The sequence below is a fragment of the Rahnella sp. 2050 genome, from assembly GCF_040544515.1.
Classification (GTDB): domain Bacteria; phylum Pseudomonadota; class Gammaproteobacteria; order Enterobacterales; family Enterobacteriaceae; genus Rahnella; species Rahnella aceris.
The window spans coordinates 414,607-435,825 of the sequence record NZ_JBEPKE010000002.1; the positions used below are offsets into that span (position 1 = coordinate 414,607).

Here is a 21,219-nt window from a genome sequence, read left to right on the forward strand (position 1 = left end):
TATGGCTGACTATCAGGGTAAAAAAGTGGTCATCATCGGGCTGGGTCTTACCGGCCTGTCTTGTGTTGATTTCTTTGTTGCACGTGGCGTCACGCCGCGTGTCATTGATACCCGCGTCAGCCCGCCAGGACTCGCTAAACTGGCGGATAACATTGAGTGTCATCTCGGTTCACTCAATGAAGACTGGCTGCTGGACGCTGATTTGATCATTTCAAGTCCGGGTGTTGCGCTGGCAACGCCAGCACTGAGCGCAGCTGCAGAGGCTGGCGTGGAAATCATTGGCGATATCGAATTGTTCTGCCGCGAAACGCAAACCCCAATTGTGGCTATCACCGGTTCGAACGGTAAAAGCACTGTCACCACGCTGGTCGGCGAGATGGCGAAAGCGGCCGGATGGCGCGTGGGCGTGGGCGGCAATATCGGTTTGCCTGTGCTGACCATGCTGGATCACGAATACGATCTGTTTGTGCTTGAGCTTTCCAGCTTCCAGCTTGAAACCACACACAGTCTTCACGCGGCGGCGGCGACCATTCTCAACGTAACTGAAGACCACATGGACCGCTATCCGTTTGGTTTGCAGCAATACCGTGCAGCCAAACTGAAAGTTTATGAGAACGCAGCATTATGCGTCGTCAATGCCGACGATGCGCTGACCATGCCGGTACGTGGCGCGGATAAACGCTGCGTGAGTTTTGGTGTTGATGTGGGTGATTACCATCTGACCCGTCAGCAGGATGATATCTGGTTACGTGTGCGTGGCGAGAAAGTCCTGAATACCCGTGAGATGCCACTGACAGGACGCCATAACTACACCAATGCCCTGGCGGCGCTGGCGCTGGCGGATGCAGTCGGTATTCCTCATGCGTCCAGCCTGAAAGCCCTGACGACCTTTACCGGTCTGGCTCATCGTTTTCAGGTGGCATGGCAACATAACGGCGTTCGCTGGATTAACGACTCTAAAGCGACCAATGTCGGCAGTACCGAAGCCGCATTGAACGGTCTGCACGTCGAAGGCACGCTGCATCTGTTATTAGGCGGGGACGGTAAATCTGCTGATTTCTCGCCACTGACGCGTTATTTGCAGGGCGACAATCTGCGTATTTACTGCTTTGGCCGTGATGGCGCAGAGCTGGCGGATTTGCGCCCTGACGTTTCTTCCTTGTTTGAGACGATGGAACTGGCGATGCGTGATATCAGCACGCGTGTGGTTTCCGGCGATATGGTTTTACTGTCGCCAGCCTGCGCCAGCCTGGATCAGTTCCGCAGTTTTGAACAACGCGGCGATATCTTTACCGCGCTGGCGAAGGAGTTGGGTTGATGCGGATACCCGGGCTGAGCCTCGTCGGCAAATTTAATGATTGGGTGATGGGCGCCAAAGAAAGCGAGTCCGTCACACTGGTGTTGTATGACCGGACTTTGCTGTGGCTGACCTTCGGGCTGGCTATCGTCGGCTTCGTGATGGTGACATCAGCGTCGATGCCGATTGGTCAGCGTCTGGCAGACGATCCGTTTTTGTTTGCTAAACGTGATGCTATTTATCTCGGTCTGGCCTTTGGTTTATCACTGGTGACATTGCGTGTGCCGATGGCGGTCTGGCAGAAGTACAGCAATGTCCTGCTGCTGCTGTCGGTCATCATGTTGCTGGTGGTGCTGGTGGTGGGCAGCTCGGTTAACGGGGCATCTCGCTGGATTTCTCTCGGGCCGCTGCGTATTCAGCCGGCAGAGTTCTCCAAGTTGTCACTGTTCTGCTACCTCGCCAGCTATCTGGTGCGAAAAGTGGATGAAGTGCGCAGTAACTTTTGGGGCTTCTGCAAACCGATGGGTGTGATGGTCGTGCTGGCAGTATTGCTGTTGGCTCAGCCGGACCTTGGTACGGTGGTTGTACTGTTCATCACCACGCTGGCGATGTTATTCCTGGCAGGGGCAAAAATGTGGCAGTTCCTGGCCATTATCGGTTCGGGCGTATTCGCAGTGGTACTGCTGGTTCTTGCCGAGCCATACCGTATGCGCCGTGTGACATCGTTCTGGAATCCGTGGGCGGATCCGTTTGGTAGTGGCTACCAGTTAACTCAGTCACTGATGGCATTTGGTCGTGGCGAATTCTGGGGACAAGGTTTAGGTAATTCAGTCCAGAAACTGGAGTATTTACCTGAAGCACACACCGACTTTATCTTCTCCATTTTAGGCGAGGAATTGGGGTATTTCGGTGTGGTTCTCGCCCTGTTAATGGTATTCTTCGTCGCTTTTCGCGCCATGTCCATCGGGCGTCGCGCGTTAGAGACCGACCAGCGTTTTTCAGGGTTTTTAGCCTGTTCAATTGGCGTGTGGTTTAGCTTCCAGGCGTTGGTTAACGTCGGGGCTGCGGCGGGCATGTTGCCAACTAAAGGCCTGACATTGCCGCTCATCAGTTACGGTGGGTCGAGCCTGTTAATTATGTCGACGGCAATCGTGTTATTGCTGCGAGTGGATTTTGAAACGCGGCTGGCAAAAGCCCAGGCGTTTGTAAGGAGTGCCCGATGAGTGGCAATACCCGGCGTTTAATGGTGATGGCAGGTGGTACCGGGGGACATGTTTTCCCGGGACTGGCAGTAGCCCATCATCTTATCGCGCAAGGTTGGGAAGTTCGCTGGCTGGGTACAGCAGACCGAATGGAAGCGGATTTGGTTCCAAAACATGGTATCGAGATTGATTTCATTAAAATTGCCGGATTGCGTGGGAAAGGTCTGAAAGCGCAACTAACGGCACCGGTTCGCATATATCATGCGTGGCGTCAGGCGAAGGCCATCATGAAGCGCTTCCAGCCTGATGTGGTATTGGGCATGGGTGGATATGTGTCCGGTCCCGGAGGCCTGGCTGCCTGGTCACTGGGCATTCCGGTGGTGTTACACGAACAAAATGGCATTGCCGGCATGACCAATAAAGGGTTGTCGCACATTGCCAAAAAAGTATTGCAGGCATTTCCGGGGGCATTTCCTAATGCTGACGTAGTTGGCAATCCGGTGCGTACTGACGTGCTGGCGCTGGAATTACCGGCAACCCGACTGGCCGGCCGCGAAGGTCCAATCCGTGTATTAGTGATTGGTGGCAGTCAGGGCGCGCGAGTCCTTAATCAGAGCATGCCGGAAGTGGCAGCGCTGATGGGCGATAAGATTACGTTGTGGCACCAGGTCGGTAAAGGTGCTCTGGCGTCAGTGAATCAGGCTTATGAAAAAGCCGGTCAGACGCAGCATAAAGTGACCGAATTCATTGATGACATGGCAGAGGCTTATGCCTGGGCCGATGTGGTGGTTTGCCGCTCCGGTGCGTTAACGGTCAGTGAAATTGCCGCCGCAGGTTTACCCGCGATTTTTGTGCCTTTCCAGCATAAAGACCGTCAACAGTACTGGAATGCGCTACCGCTGGAAAAAGCCGGTGCCGCGAAGATTATCGAACAGAAAGATTTTAGTGCCGCCGCCGTCGCTGATCTGATGGCCGGATGGGACAGAACCCATCTGATGGAAATGGCGATGGCAGCACGTGCCGCCGCCATCCCTGATGCGACAGAGCGTGTAGCCGCTGAAGTGGTTGCCGCAAGCAAAAAATGAAAATGAACGGGCCACGCAGTGTGGGGTCCCAGCCGTAAGAAACGGATTAATCAGTAACCTGAAATAGTGAATAAAAACGTGAATACACAACAATTGGCGAAACTGCGTACCTTCGTGCCCGAGATGCATCGTGTCCGGCACATTCACTTTGTTGGCATCGGTGGTGCCGGCATGGGTGGTATCGCCGAAGTGTTGGCCAATGAAGGCTATCAGATCAGCGGTTCTGATTTAGCACCTAACGCGGTGACTCAGCAACTGACCGCGCTGGGCGCGACGATTTATTTCAATCACCGCCCGGAGAACGTGCTGGATGCCAGTGTGGTGGTAGTTTCCACCGCTATTTCATCCGATAACCCGGAAATTGTTGCGGCGCGTGAAGCCCGTATTCCGGTGATCCGCCGTGCAGAAATGCTCGCTGAACTGATGCGTTTTCGCCACGGTATTGCCGTGGCAGGTACGCACGGTAAAACAACGACCACGGCGATGGTGACCAGTATTTATGCCGAGGCCGGACTAGACCCGACCTTTGTAAACGGTGGACTGGTGAAAGCGGCAGGTACGCATGCGCGTCTGGGGTCAAGCCGCTTTCTGATCGCTGAAGCAGACGAAAGCGACGCGTCTTTCCTGCATCTGCAACCGATGGTGGCCATCGTGACCAACATTGAAGCGGATCACATGGACACGTATCAGGGTGACTTTGAAATCCTGAAGCAGACGTTCATCAATTTCCTGCACAACCTGCCGTTCTACGGGCGCGCAGTGATGTGTATTGATGATCCGGTTATCCGTGAGCTGATCCCACGCGTAGGACGTCATATGACGACGTACGGTTTCAGCGAAGACGCCGATGTGATTATCGAAAATTACCGTCAGGTGGGCGCGCAAGGTCACTTTACGCTGCGCCGTCAGGACTTGCCGCTGATAAGCGTTACGCTCAATGCGCCGGGTCGTCACAATGCGCTGAACGCCGCGGCCGCAGTTGCCGTCGCGACGGACGAAAATATCAGCGACGATGCTATTTTGCGCGCGCTGGCAGGTTTTCAGGGTACCGGCCGTCGTTTCGATTTTCTGGGCGAATACGCGCTGGAAAATGTGAACGGTAAAACAGGTAGCGCGATGCTGGTCGATGACTACGGCCACCATCCGACAGAAGTGGATGCGACGATCAAAGCCGCGCGTGCGGGCTGGGCAAACAAGCGCCTGGTGATGATCTTCCAGCCGCACCGTTATACCCGTACTCGCGATCTGTACGACGATTTCGCAAATGTGCTTTCGCAGGTTGATGTGCTGATCATGCTGGATGTGTATCCGGCCGGTGAAGCGCCGATCCCTGGCGCAGACAGCCGCTCGTTGTGCCGCACTATTCGCGCACGCGGCAAGCTTGATCCGATTTTGGTTTCTGATATTGAGGCGGTGCCGGAAAGTCTGGCGCAAATCCTCGAAGGCGACGATTTAGTTCTGGTTCAGGGCGCCGGTAATGTCGGCAGAGTGGCCCGTAAATTGGCAGATCAAAAGCTGCAACCAGTAAAGAAAGGTGAAGAACATCATGTCTGAGAAAGTAGCGGTATTGTTGGGTGGTACTTCCGCAGAACGCGATGTGTCATTACAGTCAGGCGCCGCAGTGCTGGCTGGTTTACGCGAATCCGGTGTTGATGCCCACGGCATCGATACCAAAACGTTTAATGTGGCGCTTCTCAAAGAAGAAGGGTACAGCAAAGTCTTTATCGCACTTCACGGTCGCGGTGGCGAAGATGGAACGTTGCAGGGGTTGCTGGAGCAAATCGGTTTGCCTTATACCGGCAGCGGCGTGATGGCGTCGGCGCTCACTATGGACAAGTTCCGCACCAAACTGGTGTGGCAGGCTTTAGGGTTACCGGTCACGCCGTTTGTCGCACTGCATCGTTCACAAATTGAGGAAGCAGGGCAGGGCGCTCTGGCGGCAAAAATCGCTGAATTAGGCCTGCCGGTGATCGTCAAACCAAGCCGTGAAGGTTCCAGCGTCGGGATGAGCAAAGTGACAACGGAAAAAGAGTTGTTACCCGCCCTGCAGGAAGGCTTCAGGCATGACGATAACGTACTGATCGAAAAATGGCTGAGTGGCCCGGAATATACCGTGGCTATCGTGGGCAACCAGGTGATGCCCTCGATTCGCATCCAGCCAGCCGGTACGTTTTATGACTATCAGGCAAAATATCTGTCTGATGAAACACAATATTTTTGCCCGAGCGGTTTAAGCGAAGCGCAGGAGCAGCAGTTGACTTCACTGGCTTTGCAGGCTTATCAGGCGCTCGATTGCAGTGGCTGGGGACGTGTCGACGTCATGCAGGGCGGTGACGGCAACTTCAACTTACTGGAAGTGAATACGTCGCCGGGAATGACCAGCCACAGTCTGGTGCCGATGGCGGCTAAACACGCCGGGTTGAGTTTCCCGCAACTCGTTTTCCGTATTCTGGAACTGGCAGACTGATATGTCTCAAGCCGCCCTGAATACCCGAGAGCGTGAGACGGCCGAGAGCAACGGCCGTCGCAGTAACGGTGGCCAGCTGGCAGGGATCGTGTTTCTGCTGTTGGTGGTAGGAACGATTTTATGGAGTGCGTGGGCCGTTGTCGGCTGGATGCAGGATGCAAACCGATTGCCGTTGTCCCAGTTAGTTGTCACCGGGGAGCGGCATTACACGACCAACGATGATATTCGTCAGGCGATTCTGTCCTTAGGGGCACCGGGAACGTTCATGACGCAGGATGTGAACGTCATTCAGCAGCAGATTGAGCGTTTACCCTGGATAAAACAGGTCAGCGTACGTAAGCAATGGCCGAATGAACTGAAGATACATCTCGTGGAGTATGTGCCGGTCGCACACTGGAATGATCTGCATATGGTTGATGCCGATGGCAAATCTTTCAGCATACCCGCCGAGCGTGTGGTCAAACAAAAAATGCCGTTGCTTTACGGTCCGGAAGGCAGCGAACAGGATGTTTTGCAGGGCTTTCAAACGATGAGTCAGGCGCTGGCCGCCGGCAAGTTCACGTTGAAAGCAGTGGCAATGAGTGCACGTCACTCGTGGCAGTTAACTCTGGATAATGACGTCCGGCTGGAATTGGGGAGAGATGACCGGATGGGGCGTTTACAACGTTTTATCGAGCTTTACCCGCGATTCCAGCAACAGGCTGAAGCCGATAAAAAACGCATCACTTATGTCGATTTACGTTATGACAGCGGTGCGTCAGTAGGTTGGGCACCAGAGTTTATTGACCAGCAAAACAGTAATCAGCAACAGAATCAGGCACAGGCTAAACAACAATGATCAAGTCGACGGACAGAAAACTGGTAGTTGGGCTGGAGATCGGTACGGCAAAGGTCGCCGCATTGGTGGGGGAAGTTCTGCCCGATGGCATGGTCAATATTATTGGCGTGGGCAGTTGCCCATCCCGTGGCATGGACAAGGGTGGCGTGAATGACCTGGAATCGGTGGTGAAATGCGTACAGCGCGCCATCGATCAGGCTGAATTGATGGCGGATTGCCAAATTTCCTCTGTTTACCTTGCTTTGTCTGGTAAACATATCAGTTGTCAGAATGAAATAGGGATGGTTCCTATTTCAGAAGAGGAAGTCACGCAGGAAGATGTAGAGAACGTGGTGCATACCGCTAAGTCGGTACGCGTACGTGATGAGCATCGGGTTCTGCATGTGATCCCTCAGGAATATGCCATTGATTATCAGGAAGGGATTAAAAACCCGGTCGGACTTTCCGGCGTGCGTATGCAGGCTAAAGTTCACCTGATTACCTGCCATAACGATATGGCGAAGAACATTGTGAAAGCGGTAGAACGCTGTGGCTTAAAAGTCGACCAGCTTATTTTTGCCGGTCTGGCAGCCAGTTATGCCGTTCTGACGGAAGATGAACGTGAATTAGGTGTTTGTGTCGTTGATATTGGTGGTGGAACCATGGATATCGCGGTTTATACCGGCGGCGCACTACGTCATACTAAGGTAATCCCTTATGCAGGGAATGTGGTCACCAGCGACATCGCTTATGCGTTTGGAACGCCACCGACCGATGCCGAAGCGATCAAGGTTCGCCACGGTTGTGCATTAGGTTCAATTGTCGGCAAAGACGAAAACGTCGAAGTGCCGAGCGTCGGTGGGCGTCCACCACGCAGTCTGCAGCGTCAGACACTGGCTGAAGTTATCGAGCCTCGTTACACAGAATTGCTGAATTTAGTGAACGATGAAATTTTGCAATTGCAGGAGCAGTTACGTCAGCAAGGCGTAAAACATCATCTGGCCGCCGGCATTGTTCTGACAGGCGGTGCAGCACAAATTGATGGTCTGGCAGCTTGTGCGCAGCGGGTATTCCATACCCAGGTGCGTATCGGGCAACCCCTGAACATCACCGGGCTGACGGATTATGCGCAGGAACCTTACTACTCAACGGCTGTAGGGCTGCTGCACTACGGGAAGGAGTCTCACCTGAGCGGTGAGGCCGAAGTAGAAAAACGTGCCTCAGTGGGCAACTGGTTCAAACGAATCAACAGCTGGCTGAGAAAAGAGTTCTAATGTTTTAACAACGGGATCATGCTGTTAAGGTTTTTGATCCCGACGCGACAGGCACAAAACGGAGAGAAACTATGTTTGAACCTATGGAACTGACCAATGACGCGGTGATTAAAGTCATCGGCGTCGGTGGTGGCGGCGGTAATGCTGTCGAACACATGGTGCGTGAGCGCATCGAAGGTGTTGAATTCTTTGCCGTTAACACAGACGCTCAGGCGTTACGTAAAACGGCAGTAGGCCAGACGATTCAGATCGGTAGCGGTATTACCAAAGGTCTGGGAGCTGGTGCGAACCCGGAAGTGGGTCGCAATTCTGCAGAAGAAGATCGTGAAGCCCTGCGCGCTGCGCTTGAAGGTGCTGACATGGTCTTTATCGCAGCGGGCATGGGTGGCGGTACCGGGACCGGTGCAGCGCCAGTGGTTGCTGAAGTAGCAAAAGATTTAGGTATTCTGACCGTTGCTGTTGTGACTAAGCCTTTCAACTTCGAAGGCAAAAAGCGCATGGCATTCGCGGAGCAGGGTATTGCTGAATTGTCCAAACATGTGGACTCCCTGATCACTATCCCGAACGACAAGCTTTTAAAAGTTCTGGGCCGTGGTATCTCTCTGCTGGACGCCTTCGGTGCGGCCAACGACGTGCTGAAAGGTGCGGTGCAGGGTATCGCTGAACTGATCACCCGTCCAGGTCTGATGAACGTCGACTTCGCTGACGTGCGCACAGTTATGTCCGAAATGGGTTATGCCATGATGGGCTCCGGTGTGGCATGTGGCGAAGACCGTGCTGAAGAAGCCGCTGAAATGGCGATTTCCAGCCCGCTGCTGGAAGACATCGATTTGTCCGGCGCGCGCGGCGTTCTGGTCAACATTACTGCGGGCTTCGACCTGCGTCTGGATGAGTTCGAAACCGTGGGTAACACCATTCGTGCTTTCGCATCAGACAACGCAACCGTCGTTATCGGTACGTCTCTTGATCCGGAAATGAACGACGAATTGCGTGTGACCGTTGTTGCAACCGGTATCGGCATGGACAAACGTCCTGAGATCACTCTGGTGACCAACAAACCGGCCAGCCAGCCAGTCATGGATCATCGTTACCAGCAGCACGGGATGTCTCCGTTGCCGCAGGAAACGAAACCCGCGGCGAAAGTGGTCAATGATCAAAGCGCGCAATCTAATAAAGAGCCCGACTATCTGGACATCCCGGCCTTCCTGCGTAAGCAGGCAGACTAGTCCGAATTGTAGGATCTCCGCTCTTTGTGCTAAACTGTCCCGCCGACCTTAAGGTATGCTTAGGTCGGTTGGATGGATAAACATTGCGAGATAAAAACGATGATCAAACAACGTACATTAAAACGTATCGTTCAGGCGACGGGCGTCGGTTTGCATACCGGCAAGAAAGTCACCCTGACTCTGCGTCCTGCACCGGCAAATACCGGGGTCATCTATCGTCGCACTGACTTGAATCCACCGGTTGATTTCCCGGCAGATGCAAAATCCGTGCGTGATACCATGCTCTGTACTTGCCTGGTTAATGAGCATGACGTACGTATTTCTACGGTAGAGCACCTTAATGCGGCATTAGCTGGCCTGGGCATCGATAATATCGTTATCGAAGTCGATGCGCCTGAAGTGCCGATTATGGACGGCAGTGCTGCACCTTTCGTCTATCTGTTGATGGATGCAGGGATTGAAGAGCTGAACAGCGCGAAGAAATTCTTGCGCATCAAAGATACCGTGCGTGTTGAAGACGGTGATAAGTGGGCTGAGTTCAAACCATTTAATGGTTTCTCTCTGGACTTCACTATCGACTTCAATCACCCGGCGATTGATTCCAGCTCACAGCGCTACAAAATGAACTTCTCCGCAGAAGCATTTGTTCGCCAAATCAGCCGCGCACGTACTTTTGGTTTTATGCGTGATATCGAGTACCTGCAGTCACGCGGTTTGTGCCTGGGTGGCAGCTTTGATTGCGCAATTGTTGTGGATGATTATCGCGTGCTTAACGAAGATGGCTTGCGTTTTGAAGATGAATTCGTTCGTCACAAAATGCTGGATGCTATCGGTGACTTGTTCATGTGTGGCCATAACATCATTGGTGCGTTTACCGCATACAAATCGGGTCACGCGTTGAACAACAAGTTATTGCAAGCGGTACTGGCTAAGCAGGAAGCCTGGGAATTAGTCACATTCCAGGATGAAGCTGAAATGCCACTGGCTTTTAAAGCACCGTCTACAGTATTGGCGTAATCGGTACTTTTGGTATTACTTATTACGACTGGTTGATTTGGCACTCTCTCCGGCCAGGCCAGCCAGTCGTTCTAAAGCCTTTCTGAGTTTCTCCGGGCTACGGCTCGCAAGTCCCCTTAATTCTTCTGCACTCTGCGCGCTTAAATGCCTGACGGGCATAGATTCTGCAGCGATCGCTTTATTTTTAATCGCGATCTGCGAAGCATTTTCCATTTTCGCCATGAGCGAAGGATTAATCCTGATGTCGATTGATGACAATGATGGTAGAATTTGCGCTCGAAGTGCAGAGAGTAATGCGGGTTGTTCATAGCGTAATCGCATCATCCAGCTGGCATTAGCTATTTCAAGTACTAAAACTCCCTGTCGATAATTACCGACACGACACCATGGTTGCATGGGCGTCGGTAACAGACCTTTCACTGCGCGGTTGAGTTTCAATAACGCCGCAGCACGCTGTTGAACAATACGCAGCGGGCTTTGTTCAGTCGAAGAGGCATCATCGAACAGGATATCTAATAATTGTGGGCGACTATCGCGCATGATGGGCTCCGGCGGATTGTAAACTTGTGATTGGCATTCTAAATCGTTGGCGACAATTTGGCAGAAGGTATTTTTGGCCGCATCTCCTGTTGGGGATGGTCGCGGCAAGCCTTGGCGTGTCCACGAGCCTGTCGCAAACGGAACTGCCAGCGGTTCCTAATACGTCCTCAAGTCTAAATCGTCTTAACATCGCCAGTACAGGGCTGAGTAATCTTGCGTTACTCCAGGCGAATCGCCGCCCGGCTTTTGGTGTTGATTACTGGCAACAGCATGCATTACGCACGGTCATCCGTCATCTTTCTTTTGCTTTGGCCCCGCAGGTGGTTTACACCGTAGCGCAGCCGGAAGCAGAAATGCAGGCCGCTGAGCCGTTGCATGTTCAGCAACTCGCGTTGCTGGTTACCCTTAATGCTTTACTGACCCATGAGCCAAAACCTCCGGTTATCATCCGTCAGACGCAACAGCCATTCCTTCCTCTTGCTTCATCGCATCAAACCGGCCTGTGGTTAGCACAGGTGCAAGGCATTCGTGCCGGCCCGTTCTCTCTGATTTAACAGACTGTAATTCTAAACTCTATTTATAAATCAACAAATTATTGGCTGCATTTGGTGGCCTCCAAGAGATATTAAGCACTATGTTAATCAAATTATTGACCAAAGTTTTTGGTAGCCGTAACGACCGCACATTGCGCCGCATGCGTAAAGTGGTTGACCTGATCAACCGCATGGAACCTGAAATCCAAAAGCTGACTGATGAGCAACTGCAGGCGAAAACCAGCGAGTTCCGTGAGCGTCTGGCGAAAGGTGAAGTGCTGGAAAACCTGATCCCGGAAGCTTTTGCTGTGGTGCGTGAATCCAGTAAACGTGTCTTCGGGATGCGTCACTTTGACGTGCAGTTACTCGGCGGTATGGTACTGAACGAGCGTTGCATCGCAGAAATGCGTACCGGTGAAGGTAAAACGTTAACTGCAACCCTGCCCGCTTACCTGAACGCATTGAGCGGAAAGGGCGTTCACGTCGTCACTGTCAACGATTACCTGGCACAGCGTGACGCCGAAAATAACCGTCCGCTGTTTGAATTCCTTGGCTTGAGCATCGGAATTAACTTGCCAGGCATGCCTTCTCCGGCTAAACGTGCTGCTTACGCTGCTGATATCACTTACGGCACAAACAACGAATACGGTTTTGACTATCTGCGTGACAACATGGCATTCAGCCCTGAAGAACGCGTGCAACGTAAACTTCACTACGCGCTGGTGGATGAGGTTGACTCCATCCTGATCGATGAAGCACGTACACCGCTGATTATCTCCGGTCCGGCCGAAGACAGCTCAGAAATGTATACCCGTGTGGATAAACTGATCCCTAAACTGATCCGCCAGGAAAAAGAAGATTCCGATTCCTTCCAGGGGGAAGGCCACTTCTCTGTTGATGAGAAATCACGTCAGGTTCACCTGACTGAACGTGGTCTGGTCCTGATCGAGGAATTGTTGGTTGAAGCCGGTATTATGGAAGAAGGTGAATCTCTGTATTCCCCGACTAACATCATGCTGATGCATCACGTGACCGCAGCACTGCGCGCGCACGTCCTGTTCACCCGCGATGTCGATTACATCGTCAAAGACGGCGAAGTTATCATCGTTGACGAACACACCGGTCGTACCATGCAAGGTCGTCGCTGGTCAGACGGTCTGCATCAGGCGGTTGAAGCCAAAGAAGGCGTGGACATTCAGAACGAAAACCAGACACTGGCCTCCATTACTTTCCAGAACTACTTCCGTTTGTACGAAAAACTGGCCGGCATGACCGGTACTGCGGACACCGAAGCGTTCGAATTCAGCTCTATCTACAAGCTGGATACCATTGTTGTGCCAACTAACCGCCCTATGGTGCGTAAAGATATGGCCGACCTGGTGTACATGACTGAAATGGAAAAGATTGGCGCGATTATCGAAGATATCCGTCAGTGTACTGCCAAAGGCCAGCCGGTTCTGGTCGGTACTATTTCCATCGAAAAATCAGAAGTTGTTTCTAACGAACTGACCAAAGCAGGCATTGCGCACAGCGTTCTGAACGCCAAATTCCACGCTAAAGAAGCGGATATCGTCGCGCAGGCAGGCCAGCCAAGCGCAGTGACCATCGCTACTAACATGGCGGGTCGTGGTACCGATATCGTGCTGGGCGGCAGCTGGCAGGTTGAAGTTGAAAACCTGGGTGAAGAAGCCACCGATGAGAAAATTGCAGAAATCAAAGCTGCCTGGCAGATTCGCCACGACGCGGTTCTGGCTTCCGGCGGTTTGCATATTATTGGTACCGAGCGTCATGAATCCCGTCGTATTGATAACCAGCTGCGCGGCCGTGCGGGTCGTCAGGGTGATGCCGGTTCATCCCGCTTCTACCTGTCTATGGAAGATGCACTGATGCGTATTTTCGCCTCTGACCGTGTATCAAGCATGATGCGTAAACTGGGTATGAAACCGGGCGAAGCGATTGAGCATCCATGGGTGACCAAAGCGATTGCCAATGCGCAGCGTAAAGTCGAAAGCCGTAACTTCGATATCCGTAAGCAACTGCTGGAATACGATGATGTGGCAAGCGATCAGCGTCGTGCGATCTACAGCCAGCGTAACGAATTGCTGGACGTGTCTGATGTGAGCGAAACCATCGCCAGCATCCGTGAAGACGTGTTCAAGGCGACCATCGACAGCTACATTCCGCCACAGTCTCTGGAAGAAATGTGGGATGTACAGGGTTTGGAAGAACGTCTGAAAAAAGACTTCGAGCTGGAAATGCCGATTGCAGAATGGCTGGACAAAGAGCCGGAATTGCATGAAGAAACCCTGCGCGAACGTATCATGGAAATCGCGAAAGAATCTTACGCCCGTAAAGAAGAAGTGGTTGGCGCTGAAATGATGCGCAATTTTGAGAAAGGCGTGATGTTACAAACGCTGGATTCTCTGTGGAAAGAACATCTGGCGGCAATGGATTACCTGCGTCAGGGCATCCATTTACGTGGTTACGCTCAAAAGGATCCTAAGCAGGAATACAAACGCGAATCCTTCGCGATGTTTGCTGCCATGCTGGAATCTCTGAAATATGAAGTGGTCAGCGTACTAAGCAAAGTTCAGGTTCGTATGCCTGAAGAAGTGGAAGCGATGGAAATTCAGCGTCGTGAAGAAGCTGAACGTCTGGCTCGTCAGCAGCAGCTTAGCCATCAGGATCAGCAAGAAATCGAAGTAGCCGAAGCTGCACGTCTTGCTTCTTCTGGTGATCGCAAAGTGGGTCGTAATGATCTCTGCCCGTGCGGTTCTGGTAAAAAATACAAACAATGCCATGGCCGTCTGCAAAAGTAAGATCTCCGGCTAAGTCATCGTGTTAATCTTGAAGGCGGCGTAATTGCCGCCTTTATTTTTGTCTAAAAGTCCCCATAAAGACAGTCATTGCAGTCAGCGGATAGGTGGAAACTGTGGCGCTTAAACAACTTAATATCGCAGCGGGCATTATCCGGAATGCCAGCAAAGAAATCTTTATCACTCAACGCGATGCATCATCACATATGGCGGGGTTCTGGGAGTTTCCGGGCGGTAAGATTGAAGCGGGTGAAACACCTGAACAGGCTGTTATTCGCGAATTACAGGAAGAGGTCGGCATTGATGCTAAATCTCCTGTGCTGCTGAAAACATTGGAGCACCAATTCCCGGATCGCATCATTACACTCTATTTTTTCCTGGTGGAAGACTGGCAGGGCGAGCCGTATGGCAAAGAAGGGCAGCCGAAGCGCTGGGTTGCGCAGGCCGATTTGAAAGAGGAGGAATTCCCTCCCGCCAACGAAGTGGTTGTTACAGCCCTCAAAAACAATCAGTACTGATTACGTGTAGAATTTGATGACATGCAGAATTTGATGGCATATAGAAAAAGGGGTCGAAGCCCCTTTTTCTATACCCGTTGTCTGGATTAAATCTCTTCTTCACTCCAGTCGTCCAGATCATTCACGTCACCCTTACTTGGGATGCGTTTCTCTTCATCGGCCCATTCGCCGAGATCAATAAGCTGGCAACGCTTGGAACAAAAAGGGCGGTAAGGGCTTTGTTCACCCCAAACCACGATTTTCTGACAGGTCGGGCAATTTACTTCAATGATTTCAGGGTCCATTTGCAACTCCTAGCAGCAGGCAAGTTCAAAATTCAGTCGCGCGGGAACCACGCCATGTTCGCTGTCGAGGGGTAAAAAGCGAATGGCATAACGGGTTTTATGCCCGGATACTTGCGGGTAAAGCTGATTTTCCATCGAGAGTCGCAATCGTAACAGATCTGCGCCTTCAGCGTTGTCCTGGAAAAAACCATTCAGACTGATTTGATTGCGAAACGCGCCTGACTGGCGGATCAGATCCAGTACCATCATGAGCGAATTATTCAGCGGAGCCAGTGTTTCGAGCCAGTTTTGCACTTCACGATCACGTTGTGATTGTGCCAGATGCAGCCAGATATGCAGTGTCGGCAAATCAAAGCTGCAACACCCGCCGGGGATACTCAGACGCTGGCGAACCAGGGCCATCAGGCGATCTTCCTTCAGCGCTTGCCCTATGCGTGGTGCTTTCATTAACACAGATGCACATTGCTTAAGCTCAGCGCGCAGCCCCTCGATCCTTGCTAAATCAACGCCCGGGACATCTTTCCATTGAGACAATTTTTGCTGCTGGCGCTCAAGCTCTTTCAGTAAATCGGTACGGACTTCACCACGTTCCAGTACATCCAGTAAATCTGAAGCGGTGCGAAAAAATAGCAGAGCAGAAGCAATATCAGTGAGTTGTGCGTTGGAATGCATCTGTTGCAACAAAAATTCGATGCGAAGCCAGGTGCGCATTTTCTCATTCAGTGGATGTTCAAAGAGAACGGTTGCAGCTACATCAGTCATGCTTGGCAATATCCTGTCTGTTTACTCACACCGCAAGTTGCAAATAGCGGTGATGTAGTTGGGCAACACGCGGTTCAATTAATTTCGGATCACCGCTGTTATCAATAATGTCATCCGCACAGGCCCGACGTTTTTCACGACTGACCTGTGCAGCAATAATACTTTCAGCCTGCTGGCGGCTGATGCCATCGCGCGACATCGTCCGGGAAAGTTGAATATGTGGCTCAACATCCACCACCAGAACGCGATTTGCTTGCGTCTGTAATCCATTTTCAATCAGCAGCGGTACGACCCAGAGCACGTACGGCGTCTGCGCCTCAGCAATCAAACATTGTGTTCTGGCATGAATAATGGGGTGTAATAATTTATTAACCCATTCTTTTTCATCAGGATTGCTAAAAATCCGCGCCCGAAGGGCCGGGCGGTTCAGTGAGCCATCAGTGGAAATAATGCTTTCACCAAATCGCTGTCTTAATTCTTCCAGCGCTGGCTCACCTTGAGCAACGACCTGGCGGGCAATCACATCTGCATCGACAATGCTTACGCCATGACGGGCGAAGCTTTCGGAAACGGTACTTTTGCCACTACCGATACCCCCGGTCAATGCAACGATATAGCTCATGCTGGTGCTCTGATAAAATTAGTTAGGTAAATGATAAAGAGATTATGAGTAAGTGCAAGCCGTGGTGTTCTCGGTTTTGATGCGAAAAATTATTAATCTGCACAATCAAAAGTCTGTGATGAAGGTTGTAAAAGCCATCTTGCCGTTGTCATTTTCCTGTGTATGATAAAACCACTGGAAAGGGTGTGTAAAAATTTTTCGTGCACCCTAGCGACCCGTCGCCAAACCAGGACTAACCCGCCATGCGCATTGAAGAAGATTTAAAGTTAGGTTTTAAAGACGTACTCATCCGCCCTAAGCGTTCCACTCTCAAAAGTCGTTCCGAAGTTGAACTGGAGCGCACATTCACATTCAAACACTCAGGTTTTAACTGGTCCGGCACCCCGATTATTGCTGCGAACATGGATACCGTCGGCACATTCCGTATGGCGACCGTACTGGCGTCTTTTGGTTTGCTTACGGCCGTGCACAAACATTACACCGTAGAACAGTGGCAGGCATTCGTGACTTCCTCCGATGAATCCGTGCTGCGTAATATCATGGTATCGACCGGGACGTCAGAAGCTGATTTCGTTAAAACCCTGCAAATTCTTGCTTTGTCGCCTCTGCTGAAGTTTGTTTGCCTGGATGTCGCTAATGGTTATTCCGAGCACTTTGTGGGTTTCCTGCAACGTGTACGCGAAGCTTGCCCCGATAAAGTCATTTGTGCAGGCAACGTGGTGACCGGTGAAATGGTGGAAGAACTTATTCTTTCTGGCGCGGATATTGTAAAAGTCGGCATCGGCCCGGGATCGGTATGTACGACTCGCGTAAAAACCGGCGTGGGATATCCGCAGCTTTCTGCTGTTATCGAATGTGCTGATGCTGCTCACGGTCTGGGCGGACAGATTGTCAGCGATGGCGGCTGTGCTGTTCCGGGTGACGTGGCAAAAGCGTTCGGCGGCGGTGCTGATTTCGTTATGCTTGGCGGGATGCTGGCTGCGCATGACGAGTGTGAAGGCACGGTCGTTGAAGAGAATGGCGAAAAATTCATGCTTTTCTACGGTATGAGTTCAGAATCTGCGATGAAACGCCACGTCGGCGGTGTTGCTGAATACCGCGCAGCGGAAGGTAAAACAGTCAAATTGCCTCTGCGTGGCCCGGTTGAAAACACCGTGCGTGACATTCTCGGTGGGCTGCGTTCTGCCTGTACTTACGTCGGTGCAGAGCGCCTGAAAGAACTGACCAAACGTACAACCTTCATCCGCGTTGCGGAACAGGAAAACCGTCTGTTCGGCAGTAAGTAAGGATATGACCACAATGGCGGCGAAACATTTTTCGCCGCTTTTTCCTCTTTGATTTATCCCATAACCGAACCTAGCTGGAAAATTGGCAGATACATCGCAATCACCAGCCCACCGACAATCACCCCCATTACGGCCATGAGTACCGGCTCAATCGTTTGTGACAACGTTTCTGCCAGCGAGTTAGCTTTGTCATGATGCAGATATGCGAGTTTCAGCAGTAACTCGTCCAGAGACCCTGATTCTTCACCGATTTTTATCAGCTGATGACATAAGGTCGGGAACAGTGGCGACTGTACAAAAGCTTTGTGTAACGGTGTTCCTTGCATGATTTGCTCACGTATCTGGTTCAGTGCGGCCTGAAAATGCAGATTGGACATTGATGCAGACGCTGCTGCCAGCCCGGCAATTAACGTCATGCCCGCCTGTTGTGTCATTGCCAGCGTTTGAAATATCTGGCTGAGGCAACTGTCTGTCACCAGTCGTGACGTCAGGGGTAACCTGAGCAGTAACATCTGCTCACGCAGTTGCCAGTGCTTAAGCGGGTGTAACTTCTGCAGATAGCCGAAACAACAAAGCGAAAAAATACCCACCAGCCAGGGGCCGGTGCTGATGAGGGCACCAGAAGCAATGACCAGCATGCGTGTAAACCAGGGGAGTTCGGCATCAAAGGAAGCATAGATTTTGGCAAACTCAGGCAATACTAAAGTCAGCATTAGCAGAGTGACCACGATAGCGATAACGCTGACAATCAGCGGATACCGCAACGCCTTTTTTACTTTGCTTCTTAATTCAGCCTGTTGTTCCTGTTGAGTCGCCAGTTGCAGGCAGCATTTGTCCAGTTGTCCCGTTAGCTCACCAATAGAAATTATCTGTCTGTAAATATCAGGAAATACATCGGGATAATGATTCAGTGTTACCGACAGCGGTTTTCCTTCGCGAACGCCTTTCGCAACATTTGACAGTACACAATGCCACGCGGGTTTCGGGTGCTCGTTGGCCAGCAACGTCAGGCTATTGACCAGCGGTAGCCCGGCTTGTAGCAGCGTTGCAAGTTGCCTGACGAATGCAACACGTTCCTGATTTTTCCAGAAACGTCGTCCCAATCGCTGCTTCATTCTGATTTTCAGCGGTTGCAATCCAGCAGCAAAAAGCTGCTGGTAAATGCCGTCCTTACCCACCTCAATGCAGTGATCTTGCTGAAGGCTTCCCAGAGTGTCGATAGCCTGCCAGTGATATAACCGCCAGGACTGAGGTGCGCCGCCGTCAGTTTTCATGTATCCGCGCCTTCACCGGTAACACGATAAAGTTCTTCAAGTGAGGTGATCCCTTGTTCGACCAGCGCCATACCGGCTTCCTGCAACGTTTTTTGCCCTTGTTCGCGGGCAATCTTACTCAACTCATTGACACTTGCCTCTGCCACCAGCGCCTGTTGTAAACCGGGTGTTATGTTCAGCGTTTCATAAATACCGGTGCGTCCGTAATAGCCCGAAAAGCATTGATGGCATCCTGCAGGTAGCCACAACTGCATGTGTCCGCTGCTGCCATCAGCACCTTTTTCGACCAGTGATACATGCGGTTTACGGCAATGCGGGCAGAGTTTTCGTACCAGCCGCTGGGCAATAACCAAACGTAAGCTGGCAGCAATATGAAAACCTTCAATCCCCATCTGTCGCAGGCGGGTCAGTGTTTCGCAAGTGGAATTGGTATGCAGTGTTGAGAGCACCAGATGTCCGGTCTGAGCGGCTTTTACCGCGATTTCGGCCGTTTCTTTATCGCGGATCTCTCCGACCATAATCACATCAGGATCCTGACGTAATAACGCACGCAGGACACTGGCAAAACTGAGGTCTGTTTTGCTGTTAATCTGGGTCTGATTGATGCCACTGACCGGGATCTCAATCGGGTCTTCTACGCTGCAAATATTGCGGGAGATGGCATTAAGATGACGAAGACCACTGTAAAGCGTGACCGTTTTTCCGCTGCCTGTCGGGCCGGTGACCAGAATTAGCCCTTGCGGATGTTTAAGCGCAGCTTTGAAATAGTCCAGATCCCGTGGTGTGAAGCCCAGTTGAGGCATAGAGAGATCCTGCTGAGTCATATGCAGAATGCGCAGCACGATCTTTTCGCCGTGTAAGGTCGGCAGAGAAGATACTCTCATGGAATATCTCTGATTTTGCAGCATGACTGAGAGCTGGCCATCTTGGGGTAACCGTCGCTCAGCGACATTCAGCTGCCCCATAATCTTTAGTCGTGCGCACACGCCCGCTGCCATCGAAAATTCAGGTCCGGGGACTTCCTGCAATACTCCGTCAATTCGCATACGAACCCGGAAACTGTGCTCGTACGGCTCAAAGTGGATATCTGAAGCCCTGCGGGTGATGGCCTGCCTGAGTATCTGGTTGAGAGCATTAATGACCGGCGCATCACTCTGATTATTCAGTTCATTGTTTTCATCGCTTTGCGCGGATGACCACGATTCGTCTGCGGCCGTTTTTTTCTTTATTTCTGAATTTCCTTGCTCCATGACTTGTTCAAGCCGCGTTTGTGGCCAGCGTTCAAGCTGCACTTTTAAGCCGGTGGTAAAGCGCAATACATTACTTAAGGCATCCGTGTCTGCTTCTGTTTCATGGCATGCAACATGAAGAGTCTGGTTGTCGCGATGCAATACAACGGCTTTATAGCGCTGACACAGTGCTTCAAGTGACGCTTCGCTTTGCAGGCGATCATTATCGGGTAGAGACTCGGGGCGCCGTGGCATATCACTCATTATGGCGCTCCTGTGGTGTCAAACCGAAAAACGCTTTCGCAAGCTTCAACCATCGAAGTATTACTGGCATTGGTGCAGATTCTGCTCCATGTGATACCGCCCGCCTGATTATCCCGGACCGGTGTCATCACAACGCTGAGACCGTCCAGTGCCTGCTGACCTGTCAGTGAAATTACGCCCGCATTAACCTGAATCTGGCTGACATAACGACTGGTAGCTGCCGCCGGAATTCCCTGACTGCCGGCGCTGCAATTCGTCAGCGCCCCCGTATCGATGACGCACAGTTCGACGCCGGTTTTGTAGGGCACCATAATTTGCAGCATGTCAGTCATGGCTGCTTTCTGGATATAACTCTGGTAAGCGGGTATGCCGATGGCACTCAGGATCGCAATAATCGCGATCACTACCATCAGTTCAATGAGGGTAAATCCTTGTTGCCGTTTCATGGCGTTCTCCGTTTCGTAAGACTGCGTGGTTGTTTCTCAGGCAGCAAACTAAACGGAGAAAAAGCCTGACTCCAGCGCTATTGCTGACTTTTCCACGACATCTGCCAGGATAAATATGTATGCCAGCAAGGCAGGAAAAACATATGTGCGATGTCTCGCAACAATAAAGATGAAATGAAAAAGGGGGTGGTGTTCAAAAGGGGTGAATGCGAGGGTAGTACGGCAAGATGAAATAGATCGCAAGAATTCGTGTTGCCCCT

General features: G+C 51.7%; 20 protein-coding genes. 13 read left to right on the forward strand and 7 right to left on the reverse strand.

Features of this window, described 5'->3' with window-relative positions:
* Position 1 precedes the first annotated feature (1 nt).
* The 9 genes from murD to lpxC all read left to right on the forward strand — a co-directional run bounded on the left by murD (position 2) and on the right by lpxC (position 10,385).
* Positions 2 to 1,318 (forward strand): UDP-N-acetylmuramoyl-L-alanine--D-glutamate ligase, encoded by a 1,317-nt coding sequence (gene murD, locus ABIC79_RS09090; protein ID WP_354566855.1) that lies wholly within the window; start codon positions 2 to 4, stop codon positions 1,316 to 1,318.
* A complete protein-coding gene (gene ftsW / locus ABIC79_RS09095; protein ID WP_013577010.1) occupies positions 1,318 to 2,520 on the forward strand; it encodes a cell division protein FtsW in 1,203 nt (400 codons plus the stop codon). Before murD ends, ftsW begins: the two co-directional genes overlap by 1 nt.
* Complete coding sequence (gene murG / locus ABIC79_RS09100) at positions 2,517 to 3,584, forward strand: undecaprenyldiphospho-muramoylpentapeptide beta-N-acetylglucosaminyltransferase (RefSeq protein ID WP_013577009.1); 1,068 nt, start codon at positions 2,517 to 2,519, stop codon at positions 3,582 to 3,584. Before ftsW ends, murG begins: the two co-directional genes overlap by 4 nt.
* A 78-nt stretch (positions 3,585 to 3,662) precedes the next feature.
* Positions 3,663 to 5,138, forward strand: a complete 1,476-nt coding sequence (murC, locus tag ABIC79_RS09105) for a UDP-N-acetylmuramate--L-alanine ligase (RefSeq protein ID WP_015690468.1) — start codon at positions 3,663 to 3,665, stop codon at positions 5,136 to 5,138.
* Positions 5,131 to 6,051 carry a D-alanine--D-alanine ligase gene (locus tag ABIC79_RS09110; protein WP_153375623.1) on the forward strand — a complete coding sequence of 307 codons (921 nt, stop codon included), beginning with the start codon at positions 5,131 to 5,133 and terminating at the stop codon, positions 6,049 to 6,051. Before murC ends, ABIC79_RS09110 begins: the two co-directional genes overlap by 8 nt.
* A 1-nt stretch (position 6,052) precedes the next feature.
* Complete coding sequence (gene ftsQ / locus ABIC79_RS09115; protein ID WP_013577006.1) at positions 6,053 to 6,889, forward strand: cell division protein FtsQ; 837 nt, start codon at positions 6,053 to 6,055, stop codon at positions 6,887 to 6,889.
* Positions 6,886 to 8,142 (forward strand): cell division protein FtsA, encoded by a 1,257-nt coding sequence (gene ftsA, locus ABIC79_RS09120; RefSeq protein WP_009634688.1) that lies wholly within the window; start codon positions 6,886 to 6,888, stop codon positions 8,140 to 8,142. Before ftsQ ends, ftsA begins: the two co-directional genes overlap by 4 nt.
* Before the next feature lie 71 nt (positions 8,143 to 8,213).
* A complete protein-coding gene (ftsZ, locus tag ABIC79_RS09125; protein WP_013577005.1) occupies positions 8,214 to 9,368 on the forward strand; it encodes a cell division protein FtsZ in 1,155 nt (384 codons plus the stop codon).
* A gap of 99 nt (positions 9,369 to 9,467) precedes the next feature.
* On the forward strand, positions 9,468 to 10,385 hold the full coding sequence (lpxC, locus tag ABIC79_RS09130) for a UDP-3-O-acyl-N-acetylglucosamine deacetylase (RefSeq protein WP_015690467.1): 918 nt from the start codon (positions 9,468 to 9,470) through the stop codon (positions 10,383 to 10,385).
* A gap of 15 nt (positions 10,386 to 10,400) precedes the next feature.
* Here the strand turns inward: lpxC and ABIC79_RS09135 are convergent, their stop codons facing one another.
* The gene (locus ABIC79_RS09135; RefSeq protein WP_119262103.1) at positions 10,401 to 10,925 is read right to left on the reverse strand and encodes a DUF721 domain-containing protein; all 525 of its coding nucleotides are present in this window, start codon (positions 10,923 to 10,925) and stop codon (positions 10,401 to 10,403) included.
* A 26-nt stretch (positions 10,926 to 10,951) separates the two neighbouring features.
* Between ABIC79_RS09135 and secM the strand changes: the two genes are divergently transcribed.
* The 3 genes from secM (at position 10,952) to mutT (ending at position 14,792) form a co-directional block, all read left to right on the forward strand.
* Complete coding sequence (secM, locus tag ABIC79_RS09140) at positions 10,952 to 11,479, forward strand: secA translation cis-regulator SecM (protein WP_037033422.1); 528 nt, start codon at positions 10,952 to 10,954, stop codon at positions 11,477 to 11,479.
* Positions 11,480 to 11,559: 80 nt separating this feature from the next.
* Positions 11,560 to 14,277 carry a preprotein translocase subunit SecA gene (gene secA / locus ABIC79_RS09145; protein WP_119262102.1) on the forward strand — a complete coding sequence of 906 codons (2,718 nt, stop codon included), beginning with the start codon at positions 11,560 to 11,562 and terminating at the stop codon, positions 14,275 to 14,277.
* A gap of 113 nt (positions 14,278 to 14,390) precedes the next feature.
* Complete coding sequence (mutT, locus tag ABIC79_RS09150; RefSeq protein ID WP_217217340.1) at positions 14,391 to 14,792, forward strand: 8-oxo-dGTP diphosphatase MutT; 402 nt, start codon at positions 14,391 to 14,393, stop codon at positions 14,790 to 14,792.
* Between the two features lie 86 nt (positions 14,793 to 14,878).
* Here mutT and yacG read toward each other — a convergent pair whose 3' ends face one another.
* The 3 genes from yacG to coaE are packed head-to-tail and all read right to left on the reverse strand — an operon-like array spanning position 14,879 to position 16,460.
* On the reverse strand, positions 14,879 to 15,076 hold the full coding sequence (yacG, locus tag ABIC79_RS09155; protein WP_013576999.1) for a DNA gyrase inhibitor YacG: 198 nt from the start codon (positions 15,074 to 15,076) through the stop codon (positions 14,879 to 14,881).
* Between the two features lie 9 nt (positions 15,077 to 15,085).
* Positions 15,086 to 15,838: a cell division protein ZapD gene (gene zapD, locus ABIC79_RS09160; protein ID WP_013576998.1), complete on the reverse strand. Its 753-nt coding sequence runs from the start codon at positions 15,836 to 15,838 to the stop codon at positions 15,086 to 15,088.
* Positions 15,839 to 15,863: 25 nt separating this feature from the next.
* The gene (gene coaE, locus ABIC79_RS09165; protein ID WP_354566862.1) at positions 15,864 to 16,460 is read right to left on the reverse strand and encodes a dephospho-CoA kinase; all 597 of its coding nucleotides are present in this window, start codon (positions 16,458 to 16,460) and stop codon (positions 15,864 to 15,866) included.
* A gap of 242 nt (positions 16,461 to 16,702) precedes the next feature.
* Between coaE and ABIC79_RS09170 the strand changes: the two genes are divergently transcribed.
* Positions 16,703 to 17,746, forward strand: a complete 1,044-nt coding sequence (locus tag ABIC79_RS09170; protein WP_126125175.1) for a GMP reductase — start codon at positions 16,703 to 16,705, stop codon at positions 17,744 to 17,746.
* Between the two features lie 53 nt (positions 17,747 to 17,799).
* Here the strand turns inward: ABIC79_RS09170 and hofC are convergent, their stop codons facing one another.
* From hofC to ppdD, 3 genes are read right to left on the reverse strand one after another with little or no spacing between them, the layout of a single operon-like run.
* Complete coding sequence (gene hofC / locus ABIC79_RS09175; protein ID WP_354566864.1) at positions 17,800 to 19,020, reverse strand: protein transport protein HofC; 1,221 nt, start codon at positions 19,018 to 19,020, stop codon at positions 17,800 to 17,802.
* Positions 19,017 to 20,513: a type II secretion system protein GspE gene (gene gspE / locus ABIC79_RS09180; RefSeq protein WP_112150987.1), complete on the reverse strand. Its 1,497-nt coding sequence runs from the start codon at positions 20,511 to 20,513 to the stop codon at positions 19,017 to 19,019. The genes hofC and gspE overlap by 4 nt, the downstream gene beginning before the upstream one ends.
* Positions 20,513 to 20,959, reverse strand: a complete 447-nt coding sequence (ppdD, locus tag ABIC79_RS09185) for a prepilin peptidase-dependent pilin (protein WP_112150986.1) — start codon at positions 20,957 to 20,959, stop codon at positions 20,513 to 20,515. The genes gspE and ppdD overlap by 1 nt, the downstream gene beginning before the upstream one ends.
* Between the last annotated feature and the right edge of the window lie 260 nt (positions 20,960 to 21,219).